Below are 26,156 nucleotides of genomic sequence, written 5' to 3'. Positions count from 1 at the left end.
AGTGAGCGAGCCGTTTTCCGTCCGGGTCACTGTGCGCGGTTACGAGACCGACGTGCAGGGACACCTCAACCAGAGCGTGTACATCAACTACGCGGAACACGCTCGCTGGTCGTTACTGCACGCGGCGGGCATCAGTCAGGCCGCACTGATCGGCAGGGGCGTGGGCCCGGTCGCCCTGGAGACCACCATCCGCTACAGGCGTGAACTCCTCGCCGGGGACGAGGTCGACGTGACCTGTGCCTTCGAGTGGGGCGACGGCAAGACCTTCCGCATCCAGCAGACCATCCGCAAGGCGGACGGCACGATCGCCGCCGAACTCACCTCGGTCGGCGGCCTGTTGGACCTGGAGAACCGCCGGATGATCAAGAACCCACACGGCTACTTCAGGGAACTGGCCAAGGACCCCGGCCTGTTCGGGCTCTAGCCAGCAGCCCACTCGATCACACCGACTCCGGCTCCTTCTCAGCGTCGTAGGCCGCGCGCGCCTGCGCGACGTAGACCCTGTTGCGCTCCGCACAGTCGGTGAGGCGTTGCAGCGTCTTGTGCAACTCGCGGGCCACCGAGGTAGTTCGTACTCCACCTTCGGCGGCACCGTCGGGTGCACGGTGTGGGTGACGAGTGCGTCGCGCTCCAGGTTGCGCAGCGTGAGGGTCAGCATGCGGCGGCTGACGATGCCCGCCATCCAGCGCGACCTCGGGTTCAGCGGCCCGGGGGTGGCCTGGGTCGTCAACGCCTATCTCATCCCCTTCGGAGGGCTGCTCCTGCTGGCCGGAGGGCTACCAACTCGCCTTCCAGGTCGCCTCGGTGATCGCGGCGGCAGCACTGGTACTGGCCGCGACGGCACTGCGGACGAGGCGGCCACAGCGCAACGGCGACTGACCCGGACCGAGGCGGAAGCGGTGGGGATGCGGATGCGGATGCGGATGCGGTGCGAGTACAGGAGCGGTGGGGCGACAGTGCCAGCGCAGTCGGCATCGCGAACCTGTAGGCGAGTTCCGCCTGGGCGATCCGGGCCGGGTGAGGGTGAGTCCGTGCTGGAGACCCGGGGTGTTGTCGGCCGTGAACTGTGACACTTCCTACCGGGAGTGTCACATTCGCGGGACTGGTACCCGGCCGCCCGTGGATTCGCCACCAGCGTCCCTCCCCCGGGGCCGGGCTGGCCCAGTTCACCCGCTGGGTGCGCGAGGTGAGAGGCGGCGCGCAGCCGGTGATGTGTGACTCCCGGCCTCGTACGACTGGGCGTTCCCAGCGGCAGCGCCGCCTTCGTGGCGAACCGGACGATGTCGGTGGCGCTGCTGTCGAAGCGCCCGCACACGCATCGTGCGCCGGACGACGCCGTCGAGCAGGCGGAGTTGCCGGCGAACCCGATGCCGTGGCCGGGGCATCGTGCGCCGGACGACGCCGTCGAGCAGGCGGAGTTGCCGGCGAGCCTGATGCGGTGGCCGGGGCGCGGGTAGGTGGCTCCGGGGCGCGCCCGTCCATGCGCGCCCCGGTCACCGTCCGCCATGGGCCCTGCCCGGGTCCATGGCTCCGGCCGAGGGCCGTCCCCCTCGGCCGGAGTTCTCAGGCCTCGGCACTTCCCGCGTCTACGCCTGCGCGGCGATGCGGGCCAGGCGCTGGGCCTCGGCGCGTGTGGAGCGGGCAATCTCGTCCTCGTCGGCGTGCAACAGGCGTCCGTTCTCGACGATCTGACGGCCGTTCACGAAAGAGGCGGTCACCGGGGCCGCCGCTCCGAAGACCAGGGCGGTCACCGGGTCGGCGATGGAGGCGTGGGCGAGGGTGTCCAGCCTCCACAGCACCAGGTCGGCGAGCTTGCCCGGCTCCAGGGAGCCGATCTCCCGTGCCCGGCCCAGGACTTGGGCACCGCCGAACGTCCCGAGGCGCAGCGCCTGACGGGCGTTCAGGGCGGCTTCCCGGTGGGCTCCGAGGCGGTTGATGAGCAGGGCGTTGCGCAGTTCGGTGTGGAGTTCGCCGGACTCGTTGGACGCCGTGCCGTCGACGCCGAGGCCGACCGGGACGCCGGCCGCCAGCATGTCGGGGACGCGGGCGATGCCCGCCGCCAGCCGGGCGTTGGACGACGGACAGTGGGCGACACCCGTCTTCGTACGGGCGAACGCGTCGATGTCGGAGTCGTTCATGTGGACGCAGTGCGCCATCCACACGTCCTCGCCGAGCCAGCCGGTGGACTCGAAGTAGTCGGTCGGGCCCATGCCGAACAGCTCGTGGCAGAACTTCTCCTCCTCGACCGTCTCCGAGCCGTGGGTGTGCAGGCGCACGCCGAGCCGGCGGGCCAACTCGGCCCCCTGGCGCAGCAGTTCGGTGGAAACGGAGAAGGGTGAGCAGGGCGCGACGGCGACCTGGGTCATCGCGTCGAAGGAGGCGTCGTGATGCTGCCGGACGGTCTCCTCGGTCGCCGCGAGGGCGCCTTCGAGGGTCTCGACGGCGAAGTCCGGGGGCAGCCCGCCGTCCTTCTCGCTGCGGTCCATGGAGCCGCGGGCGAGGGTGAAGCGGACGCCCATGTCACGGGCGGCGTCGATGATCGCGCCGGACAGGTCGCCGGAGCCCTTCGGGAAGACGTAGTGGTGGTCCATGGCGGTGGTGACGCCGCCGCGGGCCATCATCGCGAGGGAGCCCTGGGCCGCCGCGCGGACCATCTGCTCGTCGATGCGCGCCCAGGTCGGGTAGAGGGCGACGAGCCAGTCGAAGAGGTTGTGGTCGGTGGCCAGGCCCCGGGTGATCCACTGGTAGTAGTGGTGATGCGTGTTGACCAGGCCGGGGGTGACCAGGTGACCGGTCGCGTCGATGCGCCGGACCACGTCCGCCAGCCCCTCGGGCGCCCTGCCCGCGCCGAGCGACTCGATGCGGTTGCCGGCGATGACGACGTACCCGGTGGTGTACTCGGTGTCGGCGGCGTCCACGGTCGCGATCGCGCAGTTCTCGATGACGACGCGCTGAACCATCGTTACCATCGTTCGTCCTAACTTCCGTACTGCCGTGCCGGGTTCGCGTCAGAGGTTGGTGAGGTCCGCCGGGATCCTCGCCTCGCTGCCGTCCCGCAGGACGGTGGCCTCGATCAGGCCGTAGGGGCGGTCGGCGGCGAAGTACACAGCTCCGTCGGAGGTGGCGTTCTTCAGGCCGAACGGGGCCAAGTCCACAAGGAAATGGTGCTTGTTGGGGAGCGAGAAGCGGACCTCGTCGATCTCGTCGCGGTGGTCGATGATCCGCGAACCCATCTGGTACAGGCTCTGTTGGAGCGACAGCGAGTACGTCTCGGCGAACGCCTGGAGCAGGTGCTGCTTCGTCCGCTCGTAGGACTCCTCCCAGTCCGGCATCTCCTGTGCGTCGTCGGACCAGTTGAAGCGCCAGCGGGCGGACACCTCGGTCGCCAGGATGCGGTCGTGCGCCTCGGGCAGCGTCGTGTACTTGTCCTTGACGTAGCCCCAGAACTCGGAGTCCGTCGAGTTGAGTACCGTCAAGTCCTTGAGCCCGGAGACGACTTCCCAGTTCCGGCCGTCGTAGGTGATCTGGGTGAGCCGGGTCTCCTGGCCCTTGCGGACGAAGGAGTGGCCCCCCGTCGTGCGCTCCCAGGCGTACTCCTCGATACGGATCCGGGCCGTCCTGATCGGCTCCTGCGACGACACGAAGTGACGGGCGAGGTGGATGCCGAACTGCTCGGCGGACTCGATGCCGTGCTCCTTGGCGAACGCGTACACCGTGTTCTTGGTGGTGTCGGTCGGCAGGACGTTGGCGTTCGAACCGGAGAGATGGACCTCGTCCATGTCGCCGCTCAACGACACGGAGACGTTGAGATCCTTGATGTGGTGGGTGGCGCCGTCCCGCGTGATCTTCACGACTCGGTTCTCGGCCTTGCCGTACTGGTTCTGTCCCAGGATCGTGGGCATGTGTCTGCTAGCTCCCTCGGTATACGGAGTAGCCGAACGGGTTGAGCAGCAGCGGTACGTGGTAGTGCTCGCCGGGCACGACGGCGAACGTGATCGCCACCTCCGGGAAGAACACCCCGGTGGCACCGCTGTCCCGGTACGCGGGGGCGTCCTGCTGCGCATCGGCTTGCTTCTTCGCGGATGTCTCGAAGTACGCCTCGACCGCGAAGTCGAGCCGTACGTGGGTGGTCCCCGCCGGCAGCGCCGGGAGGTCCTTGCACCGGCCGTCCGCGTCGGTCGCGGAGCCGCCGAGCGGCTGCCAGTCGGCAGCGCGCCCCGCACGTGCGGCGAGCTGGACGGCGACTCCCCGGGCGGGCCGGCCGACGCTGGTGTCCAGGATGTGGGTGGACACGGAGGCCGGGGCGCCGGAGGCGGTGGCGACGGACGCCTTGGCGTCAGAGGCGGTGGTGTCGAAGGCTGGGGTGTCGGTGCTCATGCCGCTTCTTCCTGTACGAGACCGGCCAGGCGGATACGGTTGATCTTGCCCAGTTCGGTCCGGACGATCTCCCGCTCCTGCTCGGGCGCGTTGCCGATCCGTTCCTTCACCGCGTCCCGCATCTGCTCGCCGGTGCGACCGGTGGCGCAGATCAGGAAGACGTGGCCGAACTTCTCCTGGTAGGCCAGATTCAGTTCGAGCATCTCCGTCTTCAGCTCCTCGGAGGCGCCGGCCATACCGCGCTGCTCGCGCGCCGAGGTCGGGTCGCCGGGCTTGGGGCGGCCGATCGGGGGGTGTCCGGCCATGGCCTCCGCGAGGTCCGCGGCGGTCAGGTCGGCCATGGCGGCGTCACTGACGGCGTACAGGGCGTCGACGGTGGCGTAGGGGCGGGCCGCGAGCAGTCGGTCCGCCCACTCCGTGGCGGCGCACGCCTCGTGGAGGGCGGCGCGGGCCGCGGCCTCCTCGAGGTCGTTGAACCGGGCCAGGCCCGGGGGCGGGAAAGTCGAAGTCACGGGAGCCTCCGTGGCCGCGAGACGGCCTTCGTGCTTGAGCGGGCTGCGTTCAGCTAACGCCCCTCCACGACACCGCGTCAACACTTTGTTGAAAATTCCGGGTAACGGAACGCTGCGGGCGGACCCCTCGGGGCGGACTCCTGGACTGACGCCTCAGGCCTCTTTCTCCCGGTTGAGGTAGTTGTAGACGGTGAAGCGGCTCACCCCGAGCGCGCTCGCCACGGTCTCCACACCGTGCCGTACGGAGAAGGCGCCACGCGCCTCGAGTATCCGTACGACCTCCTGCTTGGCCTTGCGGTCGAGGTCGGCGAGGGGCTTGCCCTTCTTGCGCTCCATGGCGGCCAGGATGTGATCGAGGGAGTCGGCGAGCTGCGGCAGGCGTACGGCGACGCTGTCGACGCCCTCCCAGGCGAGCACCACGTCGTCGGGGCCGGCCTCGTCCGGCGGGAGCATCTCCCCGCCCATCGCGTCGACCAACGGTTTCACGGCCGCGATGAAGGCCTCGTCGCCGCCGGTGCTCACTCGCCCTCCCCGACGACGTTGACCTGGAGGGAGATACGGGTGGCGCCCGCGCCGAGGGACTTGCGCAGCAGGGCGTCCACGGCGGCGAGGACCGCGTCGGCGGCGCCCTCCGCGGTGTTGCCGAACGGTCCGACGTCCACCGCGTCCAGGTCGGCGGCCTCGATCACCTCGCGGGCGACCAGCGCGTGCGCGGGCGCCTCCTCGAGATCGAAGGGCTCGGTGGTGAACTCCACTTTCAGTCGCATCGCGCCCCCACACCTCTCTGAACAGGACCGGACCGTCACCGCCCGAACCCCGACCTTAACGGACCCGCCGGACGATCACGCGGGACCGGGGATTCCGCCCCGCCCTGCCGGGCCGACCCCTGCGCGCGGGAACCGGAACACCTCCGCACCCCCTTGACAAGCCGCGCCCCAGAGCGGCAATCTTCCATTAAGCAGAAATCAACTTCCGCAATACGGAATAGTCGACCCGGAAGGGAGCGCGGAACACCATGGGCTTCGAAGAGCAGCGCTTCAACGTCAACCTGTCGATCCTCTTCACGGAACTCCCGCTCCTGGAGCGCCCCGCGGCAGCCGCCGCGGCCGGCTTCACCGCGGTCGAGCTGTGGTGGCCCTGGATCGACTCCCCCACCCCCGAGCGGTCCGAGCTCGACGCGCTGAAGCAGGCGATCGAGGACGCGGGCGTACAGCTCACCGGCCTCAACTTCTACGCCGGACGGCTCCCGGGCCCCGACCGCGGCGCCCTGTCGCTGCCCGGCGAGGAGTCGGAGCGGTTCCGCGCCAACATCGACGTCGCCGCCGACTTCGCGCAGTCCCTGGGCTGCACGGCGCTGAACGCCCTGTACGGCAACCGCGTCGACGGCGTGGCACCGGCCGAACAGGACGCGCTCGCGCTGGAGAACCTGACCCTCGCCGCCCGGGCCGCGAGCCGGATCGGCGCGGTCCTGCTGATCGAGGCGCTGAACCGGCCCGAGTCGCCGCTGTACCCGCTGGTCGGCGCACCGGCCGCGGTCAAGGTCGTCGACCAGGTCAACGAGGCGACGGGGCTCGGCAACGCGAAGTTCCTGATGGACCTGTACCACCTGTCGATGAACGGCGAGGACCTGCCGTCGGTGATCGAGCGGTACGCCTCGAAGACCGGCCATGTGCAGATCGCCGACAACCCGGGCCGCGGCGCGCCGGGCACGGGGACGCTGCCGCTGGAGGAGCTCCTCGACCAGTTGAAGAAGTCCGGCTACGACGGCTGGGTCGGCCTGGAGTACAAGCCCGGCGACCGCCCGAGCGCCGAGGCCTTCGACTGGCTGCCCCGCTGACCCCCCGTACCGAGAGGCATTCCCGATGAGCAACGCACTCCCCAAGGTCTCCTGGATCGGCCTCGGCATCATGGGCTCCCCCATGTCCGAGAACCTGATCAAGGCGGGTTACGACGTCACCGGCTTCACCCTGGAACAGGCCAAGCTGGACCGGCTCACCGCCGCCGGCGGCACCTCGGCGTCGTCCATCGCCGAGGCGGTCCGCGACGCCGACGTCGTGATCACGATGGTGCCCGCCTCCCCGCAGGTCGAGGCCATCGCGTACGGCCCCGACGGCATCCTGGAGAACGCGCGGTCCGGCGCACTCCTGATCGACATGTCCTCGATCACCCCGCAGACCTCGGTCGACCTCGCGCGGGCGGCGCACGACAAGGGCATCCGGGTGCTCGACGCCCCCGTGTCCGGCGGTGAGGCCGGTGCCGTCGAGGCCGTGCTGTCCATCATGGTCGGCGGCGGGCAGGCCGACTTCGACGAGGCGAAGCCCCTCTTCGAGGCCCTCGGCAAGACGATCGTGCTCTGCGGTCCGCACGGCTCGGGCCAGACCGTGAAGGCCGCCAACCAACTGATCGTCGCCGTCAACATCCAGGCCTGCGCCGAGGCCGTCGTCTTCCTGGAGAAGTCGGGCGTCGACCTGAAGGCGGCGCTGGACGTCCTGAACGGCGGGCTCGCCGGCTCGACGGTGCTGACGCGCAAGAAGGACAACTTCCTCGACCGCGACTTCAAGCCGGGCTTCCGGATCGACCTGCACCACAAGGACATGGGCATCGTCACCGACGCCGCCCGCAGCGTCGGCGCGGCCCTGCCCGTCGGCTCGATGGTCGCCCAACTCGTCGCGAGCCTGCGTGCGCAGGGCGACGGCGGCCTGGACCACTCGGCCCTGCTGCGGGCCGTCGAGCGCCTCTCCGGCGACCGGGTCTGATCCACCCGTCCACCCACCCCCACCCCCACCGTCCACCGCACCACGAGGACTTCCCCACACTTTTTGACCACACAAGCGGCCCGCGGCAGCCGAACGGCCCGGATGAGGGGTGACCGGTCGGCGGCGTGCGGGCGAGGTGAGGACCGCGGCGGCGTGTGAGCCAGTGCGGTGGTGAAGGACCCGAGCCGCCCTTCTCGACCTGAGGGAAGGCACGCCCGGTTTCCGTCGTACCCGCCGCGGTCCCAGCCGTACCGAACCCCGTCCGGCGGCGCGAACGTCCTGTCGCGCCCGGCCTCGCGCCGCCGGACGGCCAAACCCGCCCCCTCGACGCCCCAGCGCTCCCCGTCGGCAGGGCCGTCGAGGGGGCGCTACGCGTTACCCCGCGCCCTCCCGCACCGCCCGCGCCCTCCCGCACCGCCCGCGCCCTCCCGCACCGCCCGCGCCCTCCCGCACCGCCCGCGCCCTCCCGCACCGCCTCGCCCTTGCCCGGCGTGCGGAACCGCCCCGTCCGCAGGACGCTGAGGGCATGGCCAACGCGACGCAGCACCCGCCCCAGCCCCCGCCCCAGTACCCGCACATCGTGGTCCATCCCCCGGCCCTGGACGGGTCCCGCCGGGTCACCTCGGGTGATGCCGTCCTCGGGGTCGCCTCGCACCTCGACGACGTCGTCGAGATCCTGCGGCTGGCCGACCTGGACCGGATCGAGGTGGAGGAGAGCGACCTCATCGAGTGGCAGGGCGGCGGCCCCGAGGACTGGCCGGGACTCTCCGAGCCGCACGGGACGTAAGGCGCGGCAACCTCAAATCAACCTCTGAACATGGTTCAGGAGGCTTCAACCACCCCCAGGACAGGGCACATTGTGGTCACGCGGGGCCCGCCGACACGGGGGCGGCGGGCCCCGCCACGGGGGGGACGACATGAGCGGTGGTACGCCGGTCCGGCCGGAGCCGTACGAGATCGCGCTGCTGCGGGGCGGTTCCCGCGCCGCGGTCACGGTCGCCGTACTCGCCCTGCACCTACGGGGACTGATCGACGTGGGCCGGCCGGGGAGGATCCGGGCGACCGGAGTCGCGCCCGCGCCCTCCGAGGACGCGGAAGACGGCCTGCCTGCCCTGTCCGCCCTGCCGGCAGCCGTGCACGCGGCGCTCCGGGAGCGGCGGCGGCCCGGACTGAACTGAACTGAACCGACCGTAAACACACGCGCGAACAAGGGCGACCCCTCCCAACGGATGGGCCGCCCTTACTCGTTGGCGAGGTGTGTCAGACCTTCAGGGGCCTGATCGACGTCGGCGCGTGTTCCGGTTCGGTGGCGAGTTCCTCGAACTCCACGATGTTTCCTATGTCGTTGGTGACGCTCATCGAGATGTTGGTGACGCGCTCCAGGATCGCCTCCACGACGACCGGCACCTGGAACTCCGCGGCGAGCTTCTTCGCCTGCTCGAACGCGGCGCCCAGTTCGGCGGGGTCCGTCACCCGGATCGCCTTGCAGCCGAGCCCCTCGGCGACCTTGACGTGGTCGACTCCGTAGACGCCCAGCTCGGGCGAGTTGACGTTCTCGAACTCCAGCTTCACCTGGAAGTCGATGTCGAACGCCCGCTGCGCCTGACGGATCAGCCCCAAGTAGGCGTTGTTGACGAGGACATGGACGTACGGGATCTTGTGCTGCGCGCCGACCGCCAGCTCCTCGACCATGAACTGGAAGTCGTAGTCCCCGGAGAGGGCGACGACCTGGGCCTCCGGGTCGGCCTTCGCCACGCCGAGGGCCGCCGGGATCGTCCAGCCGAGGGGGCCCGCCTGGCCGCAGTTGATCCAGTGCCGGGGCCGGTAGACGTGCAGCATCTGGGCGCCGGCGATCTGCGAGAGGCCGATGGTGGTGACGTAACGGGTCTCCGGGCCGAAGGCCTTGTTCATCTCCTCGTAGACCCGCTGCGGCTTGATGGGAATGTCGTCGAAGTGCGTACGGCGCTGAAGAGTCGCCTTCTTCTCCTGCGCGGCGGTCGCCCACGCGGAGCGGTCGGGAAGCGTGCCCGCCGCCTTCAACTCCCGTGCCACCGTGACGAGAAGCTCCAGAGCGGCCTTCGCGTCGGAGGCGATCCCGTAGTCCGGGGCGAAGATCCTGCCGATCTGGGTGGGCTCGACGTCGACGTGGACGAAGGTGCGGCCCTTCGTGTAGACGTCGACGCGGCCGGTGTGGCGGTTGGCCCAGCGGTTGCCGATGCCGAGGACGAAGTCGGATTCCAGGAAGGTCGCGTTGCCGTAGCGGTGGGAGGTCTGGAGGCCGACCATGCCGGCGTTCAGCTCGTGGTCGTCGGGGATCGCGCCCCAGCCCATCAGGGTCGGGATGACCGGAGTGCCCGTCAACTCGGCGAATTCCACGAGGAGTTCGGTGGCGTCGGCGGTGATGACACCGCCGCCCGCGACGATCAGCGGGCGCTCGGAGGCGTTCAGCATCCGGACCGCCTTCTCGATCTGCGCGCGGGACGCGACCGGCTTGTAGACGGGCAGCGGTTCGTACGTGTCCGGGTCGAACTCGATCTCCGTCTGCTGGACGTCGACCGGCAGGTCGATCAGGACCGGGCCCGGCCGGCCGGAGCGCATGAGGTGGAAGGCCTGCTGGAAGACGCCGGGAACCTGCGCCGCCTCCAGGACGGTGACCGCCATCTTGGTCACCGGCTTGGCGATGGAGGCGATGTCGACGGCCTGGAAGTCCTCCTTGTGGATCACGGCGGTCGGGGCCTGGCCCGTGATGGCCAGGATCGGGATCGAGTCGCCGAGGGCGGAGTACAGCCCGGTGATCATGTCGGTGCCGGCCGGACCTGAAGTGCCGATGCAGACGCCGATGTTGCCCGGGCGGGTGCGGGTGTAGCCCTCGGCCATGTGCGAGGCGCCCTCGACATGGCGGGCGAGGGTGTGGGTGATGCCGCCGGCGGCCCTCAGTGCCGCGTAGAAGGGGTTGATCGCCGCGCCGGGGACACCGAACGCGCTGGTGACGCCCTCGCGCTTGAGGATCTCGACTGCCGCGCGGGCAGCGGTCATACGAGCCATGGAGTACTCCTGCTTCGACTGCTTCGGCTGCTTCGACTGTCGGATTCGCTCTCCCGTCGCGCCCCGCGGCGAGAACTCCTCTTCCCATTCTCTTTCCGCATTGCGGAAACAGTTTTCTGCTATCTGGAAGCAATGTAAGTGGGTGCGCGAAGGTCGTCAAGAGACGGACAAGCGGGGGCCGAAGGAGGACGATGGGGGCCATGCCCGAGAGCGTGCCGGTGCGTTGCCCGGCCTGTCGGCGCGAGCGCCTGTACACCGCGCCTTCCTACCCCTGCGCGTGCGGTGCCCCCGTCACGCCGGTCCTCGACCGGCGGACGGCGCCGACGACCGTCGCACACCGCACGTGGGACGACGACTGGATCGCCCTTCGCTGCCCCGCCTGCGGCCGCCGGGACCAGTGGCCGCACCCGGAACTGGGCTGCGCCTGCGGCACGGTGCTACGCATCCCGGTGGCCACCCCGTACGCCGCCCCGCATGCCACCCGGGAGCCCGCGACGCCGACGCCGTCCCCACCGCTCCCGCCGTCGGCACCCGCCCAGTCGGCGCGACCGCGCACCTTCCGCCCCATCGCCATCCGCACCGCACGCGACGCCGTCACGGCCACCGCGCTGTATCTGAACTGGCTCGGGCACGGGGACATCCGGCGGGCCGACCAGCGGCCCACCTCCGGCGTCGGCCTCGCCGCCCGCGGGCTGCTGGCCCAGGTGGACCCGAGCGTGCACCCGGCCTCGCTGCGCGACGTGGAGTGTCTGTGGCTGACGGCCATGACGGAGTCCGCGGACTGCGTCTACTTCTCCCTCGCCGGATACGCCGACGACGCCCGCGCCCGCGCCGACCAGCTACGCGTCCCGCTGTTCGTCCTGGACCTCACGGGCACCCCGCAGCCGGTCAACGCGGTTGCCGACGCCCTCGACGCCCGAGGCGGCGACCGCTGACCGCCGGCCGCTGACGGCCGTACTTCTCCCGCAGTTCGATCGTGGGCGAGGTCACCTGAAGTCTTCCTCGCGGTACTCGTCCGCCGAGCCCGCCGCCGTCGCCTCGCGCAGCTCGATGCGGCGGATCTTGCCGCTGACGGTCTTGGGCAGCGGCGCGAACTCCAGGCGGCGGACCCGCTTGTAGGGGGCGAGGACCTGGCGGGAGTGCTCGAACAGCACCTTCGCGGTGTCGGGGCCCGGCTCCCAGCCCTCGGCGAGGACGACGTACGCCTTGGGCACGGCCAGGCGCAGTTCGTCCGGGGCGGGGACGACGGCCGCCTCGGCGACCGCCTCGTGCTCCAGCAGCGCGCTCTCCAGCTCGAAGGGGCTGATCTTGTAGTCGGAGGCCTTGAAGACGTCGTCGGCCCGCCCGACGTACGTGATGTAGCCGTTCTCGTCCCGGCTGCCGATGTCGCCGGTGCGGTAGTAGCCGCCGGCCATCGCCTCCGCCGTACGGTCGGGGTCGCCGTGGTAGCCGGTCATCAGGCCGACCGGGCGGGCCGACAGGTCGAGCGCGATCTCGCCCTCCGCCGCGCCCGGCGCGCCGGACACCGGGTCGAGGAGCTCCACCCGGTAGCCGGGGCCGGGCCGGCCCATCGAGCCGGTCTTCAGTTCCTGTCCGGGGCTGTTGGCGATCTGCACGGCCGTCTCGGTCTGGCCGAAGCCGTCCCGGACGGTCAGCCCCCAGGCGCGCCGCACCTGCTCGATGACCTCGGGGTTGAGGGGCTCGCCCGCGGCCACGGCCTCGCGGGGCGGGGTGCGCAGTTGGGTGAGGTCGGCCTGGATGAGCATGCGCCAGACGGTGGGCGGGGCGCAGAAGGTCGTCACCCCCGCCCGGTCCATCTCCGCCATGAGCCGGGCCGGGTCGAAGCGGGTGTAGTTGTGGATGAAGACGGTCGCCTCGGCGTTCCACGGGGCGAAGAGGTTGGACCAGGCGTGCTTGGCCCAGCCGGGCGAGGAGATGTTGAGGTGCACGTCGCCGGGGCGGAGCCCGATCCAGTACATCGTCGACAGGTGCCCGATCGGATACGACGTGTGGGTGTGCTCGACGAGCTTGGGGCGGGCGGTGGTGCCGGAGGTGAAGTAGAGCATCAGCGGGTCGTCGGCGAGGGTGGGGCCGTCGGGGGTGAAGCCGGCCGGGGCGGTGTACGCGTCCTCGTACGGCTGCCAGCCCTCGGGGGCGCCGCCGACCGCGATGCGCGTGAAGCGGCCCGGGACCTCGTCGAACTTGCCGGTGTCCGCGGACCGGGCGAGGACGTGCCGGACCTGGCCGCGTTCGACGCGGTCGGTCAGGTCGGCCGGGCCGAGCAGCGGGGTGGCCGGGATGACTACGGCGCGCAGTTTCATCGCGGCCAGCGCGATCTCCCACAGTTCGGCCTGGTTGCCGAGCATGACGAGGATCCGGTCCTCGGCGCCGACCCCGCGCCCGCGCAGCCAGTTCGCGACCCGGTCGGAGCGCTCCGACAGCTCGGCGAAGGTGAGCCGGGCCTGCGAACCGTCCTCCTCGACGATGTGCAGGGCGGTGCGGTCGTTGCCGTCGGCGATGACGTCGAACCAGTCGAGGGCCCAGTTGAAGTGCTCCGGACGGGGCCACTCGAAACGCTCGTAGGCGGTCGTGTAGTCCTCACGGTGTTCCAGCAGGAAGTCGCGGGCCGTGCGGAATCGCTGCGTCGCTGTCGCCGTCGCCGTCGTCATCTGTCCTCCTCGTTCGCGGTCGTCCACCGCCGGGGCGTGCCGAGCCGATGCGCCCTGGGGTTCACTCCCGTGGTGCCGGACCATTGCCGGGCGGCTCTCTGCCATCGTGTAATCCGTGATGCAGGTCTCACTACCCCCGAACGGGGGTGTGCGGGCACCCAGCCGCACGGAAAGGGCGAGAACGTGGCGGCAGACGCGGCCGGAACGATGGAGATGCGCGCCGCGCCGGCGCGACTGCGGCGCGCGACGGGACTGCCGGTCGCCTTCGGCGGCCTGGTGGAGCCGGGGCGGCAGCGGATGCGGATCAGCGAGTTCAGCGGCGCGACCGGTCTCGCGCTGCGCGGCATCGCGGTGACCCCGGGCAACGGCCTCGGCGGCAAGGCGGTCGCGCTGGCCCGCCCGTGCGCCGTGGTCGACTACTCCCTCTCGCGGCAGATCAGCCACGAGTACGACGCGGCCGTCGCCGAGGAGGGCCTGCGCTCGGTGCTGGCGATCCCGGTCGTCGTACGACGCCGGGTGCGCGGGGTGCTGTACGGCGCTCTGCGCACGGCGCAGCCGCTGGGCGACCGCACGCTGACGGCGGCCGTGCAGGTGGCGCGGGACGTGGAACAGGCGCTGGTGGTCGGGGACGAGGTGCGCGACCTGCTGTCGGCGGCGGCCTGGCCGGGCGGCGCGAGCGGAGGGTCCCGTGCGGGCACCGGTGGTGCGGGGGCCGGTGCGGGGGCCGACTGGGAGCTGGTGCGCGAGGCGCACGCGGCCCTGCGCGCCCTGGCCCCGCGGATCACCGACCCGGACCTGCGCGCCGAACTCCTCGACGCCTGCGGGCTGCTCACGTCCGACAGCGGCGATCAGCGGGTCACGCTCGCCGCGCGCGAGCTGGACGTGCTGGCGTGCGTGGCGGCGGGGGCGACGAACGCGGCGGCGGCCCAGCGGCTGGGGCTGCGCCCGGAGACGGTCAAGGGCTATCTCCGGTCGGCGATGCGCAGGCTGGGCGCGCACACCCGGGGAGAGGCGGTGGTCGCGGCCCGCAGGGCGGGTCTGTTGCCGTAGCGAGGAGCCGGCCGGGGGGTCGCAGGCGAGGAGCCGGCGGGGGCGGACGGGAGGGTGGGCGAGGAGTCGGCGGGGAGTCGGCCGGGGCGCGGACGGGAGGGCTAACGGGGGGTGCGCAACACGCCCGTAGCGCGGACGGTGCAGGATGCCTGCAAGCAGCGATCACATCCAGCCAGGGAGGTCCCACACGACAAGAGACCATTCACTCACTGTCTCCCTGAATTTCCCTATGCGTCACGTTGTTATATCCCTCACCACGCCGTGCCTCCGAATTTCAAAGAGACGTTGCCTAGAATTTGGCCCGGACACGACACTCGGAGGGGAGCGGTGACCGTGCGACGGGACTTCAAGGAGCCTGCCAGATGCCGCTCCGACCAGGTCATCGGCCGGGAAGAGCTGTTCACGGCCGCCCGTGAGCAGTTGACGCGCGGCGGCAGTGTGCTGCTGCACGGGCCTGCCGGAATAGGAAAGTCGACCGTGCTGCGGGCATTGGCCGCGGATTACGGCGAGGCGGCGCGCACCGTCCTGCGCTGCTCGGCGACCGAGTCCGAATCCCACCTCCCCTTCCTGGCCCTGGCCGATCTCTTCGGCCTGGTCCTCGACGAAATCTCGGACAAGCTGCCCGCCGCCCAGCGCACCGCCCTGGAGTCGGCGCTCACCGGCCGTGGAGAATCGACTCTGCAAAGTGACGGCCTCGCCCTGCGGCTGGCCGTGCTGTCCGCCCTGCGCGCCCTCGCCGCCACCGGGCCCGTGCTGCTCGTCGCCGACGACCTCCAGTGGCTGGACTCCGCCAGCGCCGAACTGCTCGGCTTCGCCGCCCGCCGACTCGGCGACACACCTGTCCAGTTGCTGTGCGCGGTACGCACGGAGGGGCAGGAGTACGACCGTCATCTACGCGCGTCCCCGCCCGACACCCTCGCCGTCCGCCTCAACCCGCTCTCCCGCGCCCAGGTCTCCGCGCTGCTCGACCACCGCGGCTACACCGACCTGCCCCGCTCGACGATGCGGGAGATCCACCGCACCAGTGGCGGCAACCCCCTGTTCGCCCTGGAACTGGGCCGTGCCCTGGGCGAGAGCCCGACGCCGCCGCGTCCCGGCGAGCCCCTGCCGGTGCCGACCTCGCTGCGCGCCCTGGTGCTCAGCCGCCTCGACATGCTCTCCGGCGAAGCGCGCCGCACCCTGCTCGTGGCCAGCGCCGGCGCCCGCCCCACGCTGGCCCTGCTGCACGCGGCCGGCCGGGAGAACGCCGAGGCGGAGACCGCGCAGGCCGCCGCGCTCGGGCTGCTGGCGACGGAGCCCGAGGGTCCGGCCGTACGGTTCGCGCATCCGCTGATCTCGGCCGCGCTGTACGCGGAGGCGCCCGCGCAGGAGCGCCGGGCCGTGCACGCCGCACTGTCCACCGCCGCCTCCGACCCGATCGAGCGGGCCCGCAACCTCGCCCTCGCCACCACCGGCACCGACCCGGAGGTGGCAGCCCGGCTCGCCGAGGCCGCGGCGCTCGCCCGCGACCGGGGCGCGCCCTCGGTCGCCGCCTCGCTCGGGCTGCTCGCCGCCCGGCACACCCCGCCGGACGGCACGCCCGCCCCGGACGACCGCCGGCTCCAGGCGGCCGAGGACGCGATCACGGCCGGTGAGGTGGACCTCGCCCGGGACATCGCGCGCGAGGTGCTGACCCGGGCCACCGTGCCCGCCGAGCGGATCCGGGCCTGGGAGGTGGTGATCGAGGCCGCCGGGCAGTCCCTCGGCGAGGTCGACGCCGTCTTCCCGCAGGCCCTGGCCGACGCCGGCGACGATCCGCGGCTGCTCGCCCTGGTCCACTACCGGCTGGCCTGGCGCAAGCTGATCGTCGAGGGCGACTTCGCCGAGGCCCGGCAGGAGGCCGCGCACACGGCGGAGCTGGCCGCGCGCGGCGGCGACCGGCGCACCGAGCTGATGGCGCTGTCCTTCCAGTCGTCCACCGAGACCCTGATGGGCCATCCGAACGCCCCCCAGACCATCAAGCGCGCCCTGAAGGAGCCTCAGGACCCGTACGTGGCCTGCCATCACAACGGCGTCGGCGCGGCCCGCTTCCGCTGGCTGCTGATGAGCGACCAGTTGCCCGAGGCCCGCTCGACCATCACCGCGCTGCTGCGCGAGGTGCGCCGGCGCGGCATGGTCGAGAGCGAGGTGCACTTCCAGCGCTTCCTCGCCGAGACCGAACTGCGTTCCGGGCACTGCGGGCGCGCCCTCGACCTGGCCCGCGAGAGCCTCAGGCTGGCCCGCGACTCGGGCATCGGTCTGGGCGCCTCCGCGATGCTGGCCTCCCTCGCCGAGGCCTCCGGCGGTGACGTCGACCGGGCGCTGGCGCTGGCCCGGGAGGCGGCGGAGCACGCCGAGGAGGACGGCGACCAGATGTACGTCTCCCGCGCCCTGGCCGCCCTCGGCCACGCCCAGTTGGTGGCCGGCGACGCGGCGGGCGCGGTCGGCTCGCTGCGCCGGGTGCGGGAACTGGAACAGGGCCTGGGCATCACCGACCCGGCGCGCGGACGCTGGCAGGGCGACCTCGCCGAGGCGCTGGTGCGGGTCGGCGAGCCGGGCGAGGCGCAGGACGTCATCGACGTGACGCGCGAGCACGCGCTGCGGCTGGGCCGGGAGAGCGTGCTCGCCGTGCTCGACCGGTCCGAGGCGATGGTGCGGGCGGCACTCGGCGACCACGAGGCTGCCCTGTCCCGGCTGACGTCCGTGCAGGACCGGCTCGCCAAGCTGGGCTACGGCCTGGAGGAAGCGCGGGCGGCGTTCGCGCTGGCCCGGCTGCGCACCCTGCGGCCGGGGGCGGGTGCGGGGCCGACGTCGTACGACGAGGCGGCGCGGCTGTTCCGGCGGTGCCGGGCGCTGCCCTGGCTGCGTCAGGTGGACGTGGCCGCGGCGGAGGGGCAGGCACAGCCGGTCGCCGCCGCCCCGCAGTCGCCCGCGTCCGCCGACGCCCTCGAAGGCCTGGCCTCGATGGAACGTCAGGTCGCCGCGCTCGTCATGGAGGGCGCGACCAACCGGGAGATCGCCGCGCGGCTGTTCATCAGCGTCAAGACGGTCGAGGCGACCCTGACCCGGGTCTACCGCAAGCTGGGGATCCGCTCGCGCGTGGACATCGTCCGACTGGCGGCGGGGCGTCACGCGAAGTGAGGAATCCGCGGGTTAACTCCCCGTCAGGTGATGCCTCAGGGTCCGCCACGGGGACTACTCACCCTTAGCGGGTTCCCCCGGGTCTCCCCTGGCCTCCCTGCGTGGACGCTCGGCGGCGCCTGTGGGTTCCCTGAAGGGACCGAGGGTTTTCCCTTCCCCAACTCCCTTAGGGGGTTCCCTCATTGGGGCCGGCAGGGGGCGGGTCCTAGCGTAAGGGATGTGCCGCTCGCCCGGGCACACGGGGGTCGGTCCCGCGACCTCCGTGCTTACCCCCACACCCGCGCGACCCCCCACCGGCAACCCCCCTGCAAGGAGACTCATGTTCGGGCTCAACCGTGCCAAGAAGACCGCCGCCGTAGTGGTGGCGACCGCCGCCGCGGCGGCGACCGCTCTGCTCAGCGCCCCCACCGCTGTCGCAGCGCCGCAGCCGATCGTCGGTGGCACGACGACCACGACGACCGCGTACCCGTTCATGATGCAGATCACGGACGCCTCGCAGAACCAGTTCTGCGGCGGCACTCTCGTCTCGCCGACCAAGGTGGTCACGGCCGCCCACTGCATGGTCGACGAGACCGCGAGCGGCGTGCGTGTCGTCGGTGGACGCACGAACCTCAGCGGCACCAACGGCACGGTCAGCCGGGTCAGCAAGATCTGGGTCAACCCGGACTACACGACCGCCACCAAGGGCGACGACCTGGCCGTCCTGACCCTCTCGACCGCGATGCCGTACACCACGGCGTCGTACGTCTCCTCGTCCCAGACCAGCGTGTACGCGGCCGGCACCACCGCCCGCATCCTCGGCTGGGGCGCGACCTCGGAGAACGGCAGCTCCTCCAACCAGCTGCGGACCGCGACCGTCCCGATCGTGTCCGACGCCAGCTGCAAGAGCTCCTACAAAACGGACTTCGTCCAGTCCGACATGGTTTGCGCCGGACTCACGTCCGGTGGCACAGACACCTGCCAGGGCGACAGCGGCGGTCCCCTGCTCATCGGGGGCGTCCTGGCAGGGATCACTTCTTGGGGCGAAGGCTGCGCGCAGGCCGGTTTCCCGGGTGTCTACACCCGGCTGACCACCTTCTCCAGCGTGGTGACCGCACAGGTCAACTCGTAGCCCACAAGAACTCCTGAGCACCCCTCAGGGAAATACCAGGGGGCGCTGCGAGCCTCCACGAGCGGCCCGCAGCGCCCTCTATCCAGCCCCCACCTCTCACGGGTGGGGGCTTCTTGTCTGTGGGGCTTCTTGTCTGTGGGGCTTGCTGTCGGTGGGGGCTTCTCATTCATGGGTGGGGGCCGGCCCGTCAGGGGCGCACGACCGTGCCGAAGCGGATGTCGTGGGGCTGCTGTGGGTGCATCGTGGCCAGCATGCGTTCGGCCTCTCGGGTCACGTCCGCCTGCTGGGCCTTGGTGAGGCGGGCGAAGGGCTCGATGACGAGGGCGTCCTGATCCAGCTTCCACAGGCCGGCCAGGAAGCCGTCGACGAGGAGCGTGCGGTAGGCCTGGTTGCCCTGCCAACTGCGGCCCCAGTACTCGGGTGGGACGACCCGGGTGCGGTCGGCGTGGGAGAGGAGGAGGTTGTCGAACTCGGGGAGGAACCGGGGCGGGGCCGGGGTCTCGGGGTCGGGGCGCGGGGCGTCGGGGAGGTCGAAGAGTTCGACGCCGTGCTCGTCCCGGAAGGTGAGCAGGTGCGGGCGGAGGCGTCCGAAGGCCTCGCGCAGCCGGGTCAGGCCGGCCCAGGCCTGCATGTCCTTGACGGAGGCCGGACCGAAGGCGGCCAGGTAGCGCAGGACGACGGCGTCCGCGGCGGGGGCCGGTTCGGCGGGCCGGCCGAGCCAGTGCTCGGCGGTGGTCAGCGCGACCTGCCCGCTCCTGCCCCACAGCCCGCGCGGGGTGACCTGGACGAGGGGCAGCCTGCACCGGGCGGCGACCGCGAGGGACTGGGGATCGGCGTCGGGCCACTCGGCGGAGAGGGCCTCACGCAACTGCTTCATGGTGCGCGGCTCGGCCTCGACCAGGTCACGGGCGAGGACGGCGAGCCGGTCGAGATCGACTCCGGTGAGCCCCTTGCGGAAGTACGTCAGCTCACGGTCGCGGGCAGGCTGGACGAACGGCCGCAGGGTCAGGCAGTCGTCGGCGGTGTGGGTGTGGATGGTGGAGCGCATGCTCACGATCCGGACGACCTCACGGTCCGCCATCGGCGCCGACAGCTCCTGCGGGACGAAGCCGTCGAGGCGGGCGGCGAGCGCGTAGTACGGCGGCTTGACGTTCTGCGCCTGCAGCCCGAGCAGGTGCCGCACGGCGGCCCCGGCCGACAGCGACGAGGGACGCAGCAACAGTTGCCGGTCGAGGGTGGCACGGTTGAGGGCGCGGGCGCCGAGCACGGGGGCCGCCGGGGGCGTCGTCTTCGTCATGCACCGCAAGCTAACGGGGCATGCGGACACCGGCTGTCCGCAACGCCCCCTCCGGCCGGGCCTCGCCCGTCCCACCCTCGACCGTTTGCCCCCTATATCCTGCCAAGTGATCACGCCGACCCGCCCGGACGAGCCCCACCGGGACGGCTTGGAGCTCCGCCTCGGCCTGCGTCGCGTTCGGCCGCCCGCAACGGCTGTCGGCGAGCACATCGCGGAGTTGTGCTGTGGTCATGGTGCCTCCTGGGAGGTACGGAATTCACGGTCCCCTGTGGTCGAGCGGCAGTTGCGTCACCTGCCCGGCCGGCTCGAGACATGCCGGTACGGCGTGCAGGGCGATGACGACGGTGGTGTCGGGCAGGTTGGTGAGGATGCCCAGTACGTGTCGGGCGGTTCGGTGGTCCAGGCCCGTGGTCGGTTCGTCGACGATCAGGACGTGCGGGTGGCGGGCCAGGGCCCGGCCCAGGTAGACCCGGCGGAGTTCACCGCCGGAGAGCTGCCTGCCGCCGGGGCCGACGGGGGTTCGGGCGGTCAGTCCGCTGTCGTTCAACCGCAGTTGGGCGAGGCGTTCGTCGATCTCGTCGTCGGTCAGGGCGGCTTCGGCGAGGCGCCAGTTGGAGCCGAGTGTGCCGGTGAAGAGGTGGTCGTCGGCGGCGACGGCCACGACGGCGGGCCGGCCTCCGCGGCCTTCGGTTGCTTGCCGCAGCGATGAGGCGAGGGCTCGGAGCAGGGTGCTCTTGCCGCTGCCGGAGCGGCCGGTGACGACGAGCATCGCGCCTCGGGCGACAGTGACACCGAGGAGGCGCCCCGGCCGGAGGGCCATCGGCGGAAGGGGGTATCCGGCGAAGCCGATGCCCTGCTCGGTGGACCATGACCGCATCTCCGGAACAGTGGGATCGCTCGCGGTGAGCGGCACGCCTGCCGTGAGCCTGCGGTGTGCGGCCTTCGCGATGGCTCGGGCTTCGGCTGCGGTCGTCAGCTGTTCGGCCTGGGCCAGCACGCCGAGGGACAGCAGGGCGACGAACACGAACGTGGGGACATCCGGTGCGCTGCCGGTGGCGGCTGTGGCGGTCAGCGTGGCTGTGCCGATCAGGCCGTTGGCCACCTTCGTCCGGTGCCGGCGCCGACCGGCCGTTTCCCGAGCGGTGTCGAGTCGGGTGAACCGCGCTGTCGTACGCGCCGCGAGCTGCTCGGCGGCGCCGAGCGAGGCCATCTCGGTCCATGCGTCGACGGCGGTGACGAGTTCGGCGCGCAGCGCCTTGCGGGTTCGGGTGGTCTGCTCGGCTTCGCGGGCAGTGCCGGGGGCACGGTGGGCGATCGACGCAATGAGGACGACGCCGGCCGCGAGTACGGCTGCCGGCACGACGGACGTGGACGCCGCGACGGCGAGGACAGCGCCGACGGTCAGTACGGCGGTGACGGTGACGGGGGTCGTGGACTCGATCAGTGCCATCCCCGCGCTGTCGGCGTCGGCCATGCTGCGGTCGAGCAGCTCACCCGACCACAGGCCGTCCGTCTGTGCCCGGTCGGTGGCCACGGCGCGGTCGAAGAGAGCGGCCCGAGCGCCGGCGACCCGGCGCAGGGCGGCCGCGTGCAGCACCAGACGCTTGCTGTAGTTGCCGGCGACGCGTGCCAGGGCGAAGGCACGCACACCGCCGCTCGGGGCGAGGTAGGAGAAGGAGCTGAAGGCTGCCGCCCCGGCGACGGCGCAGGCGCTGATGAACCAGCCCGACAGACCGAGCAGTCCGGCGGAGGACAGTTCGGCGACGACCGCGATCACCAGCCCGCCGGCCGCAAGGGAACTCCCCCGCCGACGACGGACGTTCGGGCGACGGCTGCTGCTCATCGCGCGTTCACCGGCCTCGCGGCGCGCAGGAGGCCGTCGTCGATCGTGAGCACGGTGTCGGCCGCGGCGGCCGGTGTGAAGGAGTGGGTGGCGATGACGACCGTACAGCCGTCGGTGGCTCGCCTGAGGGCCTCCACGACCTCGCGTTCGCTGTCCGCGTCGAGGTGGGCGGTCGGCTCGTCCAGCAGCCAGAGCCGGGCTCCGCGCAGAAAGGCGCGGGCGATGGCGATCCGGCGGGCCTCACCGGTCGACACACCCCGACCGCCCTCGCCGAGCCGGGTGTTCAGTCCCTCGGGGAGGCCCTCGACCACGGCGTTCAGCCCGGCGGCGTCGACGGCCCGCAGGATCTGCTGCTCGGTGGCGGCCGGGAGGCCGAGGCGGATGTTGTCGCGGACGGTCGCGTCGAGCAGCACCGTCCGCTGTCCGACCCAGGCGCATCCACCGAGCGTCGGCTCCCGCCGTACGGACGAGGTCCGCCACCGGACCTCGCCGGCCGACGGCCGCCGCAGACCGCCGATCAACGACAGCAGCGTGCTCTTGCCCGAACCCGAGACACCGGTGATCACGGTCCAGGTGCCCGGCGCGAAGTCGGCGTCGGCTCTGATGGTGTCCTGGTCGGCTCCGCCGTACCGGAAGCGGACTGCTGTCAGCGACACACCGACCGGCTCGGCCGACTGCGGACGGGCCCGGTGGGTCACCTGGGCGGGCGTGTCCTTGACGATGTCGCGGATGACACCGGCCGCGTTCGTCGCACGCTCCCGCTGGTGGAAGGCGGCGGCCCGGGCGCGCACGGGGGCGAAGTACATCGGACACACGAGCAGCACCAGCAGACCGGTGAACAGGTCGAGCCGTGGTGCGTGCGGCACCTGTGCGTAGCCGAGGAGCGACAGGCCGATGTAGGTGGCGTTCACCGCGATGGAGAACGTGATGACCACGTCCATGACCAGCCCCGACAGGAAGGCGCACCGCAGCACGCTCATCGTCGCCTTGTTCAGCTGCTCGGCGGCCGTCGTCAGGGTCCGGCCGCGCCGGCCGACCGCGCCGAGCTCGCGCAGCGTCCGCAGGCCGCGGAAGCTGTCGAGGACGACGGCGTTCAGGTGCCGGGTCGCGGCCGCCTGCCGGTCCGCGCCGTGCTGGGCGAACAGTCCCGCGAGGCGCATGTTGAGGGGCAGCAGGGCGGTGGTCAGGACGAGCACGATGGCAGCCGGCCAGTGCACGGCGGCCGTGACCGCCAGCACGGCGAGCATGGACAGCGGTGCCGACCGGCGCAGGGGTGCGGCCTGCGCGTGGAAGTCGGCGACGTCGTCGGCCAGATCGACCATCGCCCACGCGGCCTCGGCCGGGCCGGTCTCGCTGATCCGCCCGGCGGTCGGCAGCAGAGCGCCCGTCAACTGCCGCCGCAGGCCGGTCGCGACGGCACGTGCGCCCCGGTCGGCGAGCGTGTCGGCCGTCCAGTCGGCGCCCACCGCCAGCATGCCCGTGACGGCGAACGCCACGAGCCCCCGCGTCTCACGCACCGCGGCTCGATCCAGCACAGCCTGGGCCGTCCAGGCCAGGGCGCCCCAGCGGGCGATCGTGAGCAGCGTCTCCAGTGTCCGGAGGGTGCCCGACAGGCCGAACCAGTGCCGCCCCGGCGCCGCGCACCCGGTGAGCCGGGCGTCGTCGTGCTCACTCTTCTCGTACATCTCATTCGTCGTCATGAGGGCGCCGCTCGTCGACGATCCACGCGATGCCACCGGCCAGAGCGATGGCGATCATGCCCAGGGTGGTCAGCAGCTGCGAGTGGATCTGCGCGTAGCCACCGAACATCCCCTGGCAGACGAAGTAGGCGAGCAGGCCCAGCACAGTCCAGACGACGGCGGCGAGCAGCCGCAGCACGACACGGAACGGCGTGGGCAGCGCCGACGCGTGGCCGGAGTCCCGGGTGGTCATGGGCGTGCTCCTGTGGGTCCGGTGGCGAACTTTCCTGCGAAGGCCCGGTGAGCGAACACGTTGTAGGCCAGCGCCAGCGGCATGTTCAGGCCGATGCCCACGAGGATGAAGACCATCGTGGAGTGCGGGCCGGCCGCACTGTCGACGGTGAGACCCGGCGGTACGAGCACCGGGTAGCGGGCCACGCCGAGCGCGAGGAAAACGGACACCGTGGCGACCACGAGCCCGCCGAGCGGCAGTGCGTCCGCCGTCCCTGACCGCCGCTTCCACGGGAACGTGACGAGCGCGGTGGCCCCTCCCCCGGCGGCGAACAGCAGCAGGCCGACGAAGGCGGCGGTGCGCCCCGGGCTGTCGAGGTTCAGCGGTGCCGCCGTGGTGTCGACGGTGACCAGGACGAGGATGAGCAGGGCCCCGGCGATCGCCGTGGCGACCGCACCCCGTCGCGCCGCCGACATGCACAGCCGTCCGGTCGCCTTGTGCTTGGTGTGGGCGTAGCCGAGAGCGGTGTACGCGGCCGTGACGGTGAGCCCCGACAGCACGCAGAACCAGCTGAAGGCCCCGAAGGCCGACCCGGTGTACACGTCGTCGCCTTGCAGATGCACTGCCGAGGTCAGCGTCCCCAGGGCGAAGCCCTGCCCGAACGAGGCCAGCAGAGACGCCACGCCGAAGGCGGTCGTCCAGCGGGGAGCAGGCGGCGCCTGGGACGCCATCTCGACGCTCACGCCTCGCACGACGAGGGAGAACAGCACCACGGTCACCGGTAGGTAGGCGTGCGGCAGGATCGTGCCGAAGGCCAGGGGGAAGCCCGCCCAGAGTGCGACGCCGAGCAGGACGAGCCAGGTCTCGTTGCCGTCCCAGCCCACCGCGACCGACTCCAGCATGTGCCGCCGGTGTGCGGGGTCGCGTTCGAAGAGGGTGGCGACGCCGACTCCGAGGTCGTAACCGTCCAGCACGACGTACATCAGAAGGCAGACGAGTACGGTCGCCGCCCAGAGGGTGATGGTCATCGCGCCGCCACCTCCCGGGAGCCGAGCGGTATGCCGTCCTCGGCGAGGCCGTTGTCCGGCAGGTCCCGCGGTGGAGGTTCGTGTCGCGGGTCGTCGCGTTCCGGGCCGATGCGCATGGTGCGGACGATGTAGGCGACGTACGCCACCAGCATGATCAGGTAGAGCACGGAGAAACCGATCACCGAGAACAGGACTTCACCGGGCGCCAGGCGGGACACCGCGGCCGAGGTGCGGAGTTGCCCGAAGACGATCCACGGCTGCCGTCCCGCTTCGGCGGTGACCCAGCCCCCGAGGACGGCCAGAATCCCCGCCGGTGTCGTCCAGAGGACGAACCGGTGGAAGCGGCGCGCGGTCCACAGGCGGTTGCGCACGCGCAGGACCGTGGCGGCGAACGTCGTACCGAACATCAGCACGGCCGCCAGGAACATGACGCGGAAGCCCCAGAAGGTCGCGGCCATGTCCGGCCGGTCGGCAGCCGGGGTGAGCTTCAGACCGGGCATGGCCGTCTTGCAGGTGAGGTCCTTGGCGATGTAGCTGCCAAGGCAGGGAATGTCGAGTTCGGCGATGTTCCGCGCGGCTTGCTGGTCGGGGACGGAGAAGAGGACGAAGCCGGTGTCTCCGTTGTCCCAGTTGCCTTCGATCGCCTCCAACTTGGAGAGCTGACGGGGCAGTTCATGCCCGGCCACGTTGTCACCGAGGTAGAGCTGAACGGGCATCACCAGCGCAGCGATCCCGATCGCGATCGACATCGAGCGGCGGGCGAAGCCCTTCGCGCGTCCCTTCACCAGGTACCAGGCCGAGATCCCGGCGACGAAGAACGCCGCCGAGATCAGCACGGCGGCCAGCATGTGCGGCCAGCGCCAGATGAACGACGGGTTGAAGATGACGTGCGTCCAGTCCGTGGGCTCGAACCGGCCGTGGACGACCTTGAATCCGGCGGGCGTCTGCATCCACGAGTTCGCCGCGATGATCCACGTGGACGACAGGACGGTGCCCACGGACACCATGACGGTGGACAGGAACATCGTGCCTTTGCGCACACGGCCGTCCCCGTAGAGCAGGACGCCGATGAAGCCGGCCTCGACGAAGAAGGCCGTCACGACCTCCATGCCGATGATCGGCCCGATGACCGGGCCCGTCCTGGCTCCGTACACGCCCCAGTTGAGGCCCATCTGGAAGGTGATGACAGCGCCTGCGACCACGCCGATCGCGAAGCCGACGGCGAAGACGCGCCGCCAGAACCGGAACATCTGGAGGTAGACCGCCCTGCCGGTACGCCAGTACAGGCCGTAGACGACCGACAGGAAGATCGAGAGTCCGACAGTGATCGCCGGGAAGGTCATGTGGAACATGACGGTGATGGCGAACTGCCATCGCGACAAGTCGAGAAGACTCATC

At 71.5% G+C, this 26,156-nt stretch carries 24 protein-coding genes and 1 pseudogene; 10 read left to right on the top strand and 15 right to left on the bottom strand.

The genetic code is table 11. The features are described from left to right. Position 1 precedes the first annotated feature (1 nt). Complete coding sequence (locus tag OG352_RS34045) at positions 2–424, top strand: acyl-CoA thioesterase (protein WP_329222250.1); 423 nt, start codon at positions 2–4, stop codon at positions 422–424. A gap of 16 nt (positions 425–440) precedes the next feature. Here the strand turns inward: OG352_RS34045 and OG352_RS34040 are convergent. Continuing rightward, positions 441–730 (bottom strand): annotated as a pseudogene (locus tag OG352_RS34040) (winged helix-turn-helix transcriptional regulator). Between the two features lie 484 nt (positions 731–1,214). Between OG352_RS34040 and OG352_RS34035 the strand changes: the two are divergent. Beyond that, positions 1,215–1,457: a hypothetical protein gene (locus OG352_RS34035; protein WP_329222248.1), complete on the top strand. Its 243-nt coding sequence runs from the start codon at positions 1,215–1,217 to the stop codon at positions 1,455–1,457. A 129-nt stretch (positions 1,458–1,586) separates the two neighbouring features. Here OG352_RS34035 and OG352_RS34030 read toward each other — a convergent pair whose 3' ends face one another. From OG352_RS34030 to OG352_RS34005, 6 genes are all read right to left on the bottom strand, one after another. Then, positions 1,587–2,960, bottom strand: coding sequence for an 8-oxoguanine deaminase (locus OG352_RS34030; protein WP_329222247.1), 1,374 nt, complete (start codon positions 2,958–2,960; stop codon positions 1,587–1,589). Between the two features lie 48 nt (positions 2,961–3,008). After that, positions 3,009–3,902 carry a factor-independent urate hydroxylase gene (gene pucL, locus OG352_RS34025; protein ID WP_329222246.1) on the bottom strand — a complete coding sequence of 298 codons (894 nt, stop codon included), beginning with the start codon at positions 3,900–3,902 and terminating at the stop codon, positions 3,009–3,011. Positions 3,903–3,909: 7 nt separating this feature from the next. Next, a complete protein-coding gene (gene uraH / locus OG352_RS34020) occupies positions 3,910–4,377 on the bottom strand; it encodes a hydroxyisourate hydrolase (RefSeq protein WP_329222245.1) in 468 nt (155 codons plus the stop codon). Next, positions 4,374–4,889: a 2-oxo-4-hydroxy-4-carboxy-5-ureidoimidazoline decarboxylase gene (gene uraD / locus OG352_RS34015; protein ID WP_329222243.1), complete on the bottom strand. Its 516-nt coding sequence runs from the start codon at positions 4,887–4,889 to the stop codon at positions 4,374–4,376. Before uraD ends, uraH begins: the two co-directional genes overlap by 4 nt. Positions 4,890–5,042: 153 nt before the next feature. After that, a complete protein-coding gene (locus OG352_RS34010) occupies positions 5,043–5,411 on the bottom strand; it encodes a helix-turn-helix domain-containing protein (RefSeq protein ID WP_329222241.1) in 369 nt (122 codons plus the stop codon). Continuing rightward, positions 5,408–5,656 (bottom strand): hypothetical protein, encoded by a 249-nt coding sequence (locus OG352_RS34005; RefSeq protein WP_329222240.1) that lies wholly within the window; start codon positions 5,654–5,656, stop codon positions 5,408–5,410. The genes OG352_RS34010 and OG352_RS34005 overlap by 4 nt, the downstream gene beginning before the upstream one ends. A 248-nt stretch (positions 5,657–5,904) precedes the next feature. Between OG352_RS34005 and OG352_RS34000 the strand changes: the two genes are divergently transcribed. From OG352_RS34000 to OG352_RS33985, 4 genes are all read left to right on the top strand, one after another. Continuing rightward, a complete protein-coding gene (locus tag OG352_RS34000; RefSeq protein ID WP_329222239.1) occupies positions 5,905–6,726 on the top strand; it encodes a TIM barrel protein in 822 nt (273 codons plus the stop codon). A gap of 25 nt (positions 6,727–6,751) precedes the next feature. Next, positions 6,752–7,645, top strand: a complete 894-nt coding sequence (locus tag OG352_RS33995) for a 2-hydroxy-3-oxopropionate reductase (protein WP_329222237.1) — start codon at positions 6,752–6,754, stop codon at positions 7,643–7,645. Positions 7,646–8,171: 526 nt separating this feature from the next. Next, positions 8,172–8,432 (top strand): hypothetical protein, encoded by a 261-nt coding sequence (locus OG352_RS33990; RefSeq protein WP_329222235.1) that lies wholly within the window; start codon positions 8,172–8,174, stop codon positions 8,430–8,432. Positions 8,433–8,502: 70 nt separating this feature from the next. After that, complete coding sequence (locus tag OG352_RS33985; RefSeq protein ID WP_329222234.1) at positions 8,503–8,823, top strand: TIGR04222 domain-containing membrane protein; 321 nt, start codon at positions 8,503–8,505, stop codon at positions 8,821–8,823. 82 nt (positions 8,824–8,905) lie between these two features. On the opposite strand, the gene gcl is transcribed toward OG352_RS33985, so the two are convergent. Continuing rightward, on the bottom strand, positions 8,906–10,690 hold the full coding sequence (gcl, locus tag OG352_RS33980) for a glyoxylate carboligase (RefSeq protein ID WP_329222233.1): 1,785 nt from the start codon (positions 10,688–10,690) through the stop codon (positions 8,906–8,908). Between the two features lie 191 nt (positions 10,691–10,881). On the opposite strand from gcl, the gene OG352_RS33975 reads away from it, so the two are divergent. Next, entirely contained in the window at positions 10,882–11,625 is a 744-nt protein-coding gene (locus OG352_RS33975; RefSeq protein WP_329222232.1) for a hypothetical protein, read from the top strand. Positions 11,626–11,676: 51 nt separating this feature from the next. On the opposite strand, the gene OG352_RS33970 is transcribed toward OG352_RS33975, so the two are convergent. Beyond that, the gene (locus OG352_RS33970) at positions 11,677–13,359 is read right to left on the bottom strand and encodes an AMP-binding protein (protein WP_329222230.1); all 1,683 of its coding nucleotides are present in this window, start codon (positions 13,357–13,359) and stop codon (positions 11,677–11,679) included. A 183-nt stretch (positions 13,360–13,542) separates the two neighbouring features. On the opposite strand from OG352_RS33970, the gene OG352_RS33965 reads away from it, so the two are divergent. From OG352_RS33965 to OG352_RS33955, 3 genes are all read left to right on the top strand, one after another. Further along, positions 13,543–14,409 (top strand): response regulator transcription factor, encoded by an 867-nt coding sequence (locus OG352_RS33965; RefSeq protein WP_329222228.1) that lies wholly within the window; start codon positions 13,543–13,545, stop codon positions 14,407–14,409. A 327-nt stretch (positions 14,410–14,736) separates the two neighbouring features. Beyond that, on the top strand, positions 14,737–17,568 hold the full coding sequence (locus OG352_RS33960) for a helix-turn-helix transcriptional regulator (protein ID WP_329222226.1): 2,832 nt from the start codon (positions 14,737–14,739) through the stop codon (positions 17,566–17,568). Between the two features lie 319 nt (positions 17,569–17,887). Further along, positions 17,888–18,679: a S1 family peptidase gene (locus tag OG352_RS33955; RefSeq protein ID WP_329222225.1), complete on the top strand. Its 792-nt coding sequence runs from the start codon at positions 17,888–17,890 to the stop codon at positions 18,677–18,679. 187 nt (positions 18,680–18,866) lie between these two features. On the opposite strand, the gene OG352_RS33950 is transcribed toward OG352_RS33955, so the two are convergent. The 6 genes from OG352_RS33950 to OG352_RS33925 form a co-directional block, all read right to left on the bottom strand. Beyond that, entirely contained in the window at positions 18,867–19,976 is a 1,110-nt protein-coding gene (locus OG352_RS33950) for a winged helix DNA-binding domain-containing protein (RefSeq protein ID WP_329222223.1), read from the bottom strand. Between the two features lie 256 nt (positions 19,977–20,232). Beyond that, a complete protein-coding gene (locus OG352_RS33945) occupies positions 20,233–21,819 on the bottom strand; it encodes an ATP-binding cassette domain-containing protein (RefSeq protein ID WP_329222221.1) in 1,587 nt (528 codons plus the stop codon). Next, positions 21,816–23,519, bottom strand: coding sequence for an ABC transporter ATP-binding protein/permease (locus OG352_RS33940; RefSeq protein WP_329222220.1), 1,704 nt, complete (start codon positions 23,517–23,519; stop codon positions 21,816–21,818). The genes OG352_RS33945 and OG352_RS33940 overlap by 4 nt, the downstream gene beginning before the upstream one ends. Next, on the bottom strand, positions 23,506–23,751 hold the full coding sequence (locus OG352_RS33935; RefSeq protein WP_329222218.1) for a hypothetical protein: 246 nt from the start codon (positions 23,749–23,751) through the stop codon (positions 23,506–23,508). The genes OG352_RS33940 and OG352_RS33935 overlap by 14 nt, the downstream gene beginning before the upstream one ends. After that, positions 23,748–24,758 (bottom strand): cytochrome d ubiquinol oxidase subunit II, encoded by a 1,011-nt coding sequence (locus OG352_RS33930; protein ID WP_329222216.1) that lies wholly within the window; start codon positions 24,756–24,758, stop codon positions 23,748–23,750. The genes OG352_RS33935 and OG352_RS33930 overlap by 4 nt, the downstream gene beginning before the upstream one ends. Then, positions 24,755–26,155, bottom strand: a complete 1,401-nt coding sequence (locus tag OG352_RS33925) for a cytochrome ubiquinol oxidase subunit I (RefSeq protein WP_329222214.1) — start codon at positions 26,153–26,155, stop codon at positions 24,755–24,757. Before OG352_RS33925 ends, OG352_RS33930 begins: the two co-directional genes overlap by 4 nt. Position 26,156 lies beyond the last annotated feature (1 nt).

The organism is Streptomyces sp. NBC_01485 (assembly GCF_036227125.1).
Taxonomy (GTDB): Bacteria; Actinomycetota; Actinomycetes; order Streptomycetales; family Streptomycetaceae; genus Streptomyces.
This window is presented reverse-complemented; position numbering and strand designations above follow the sequence as displayed.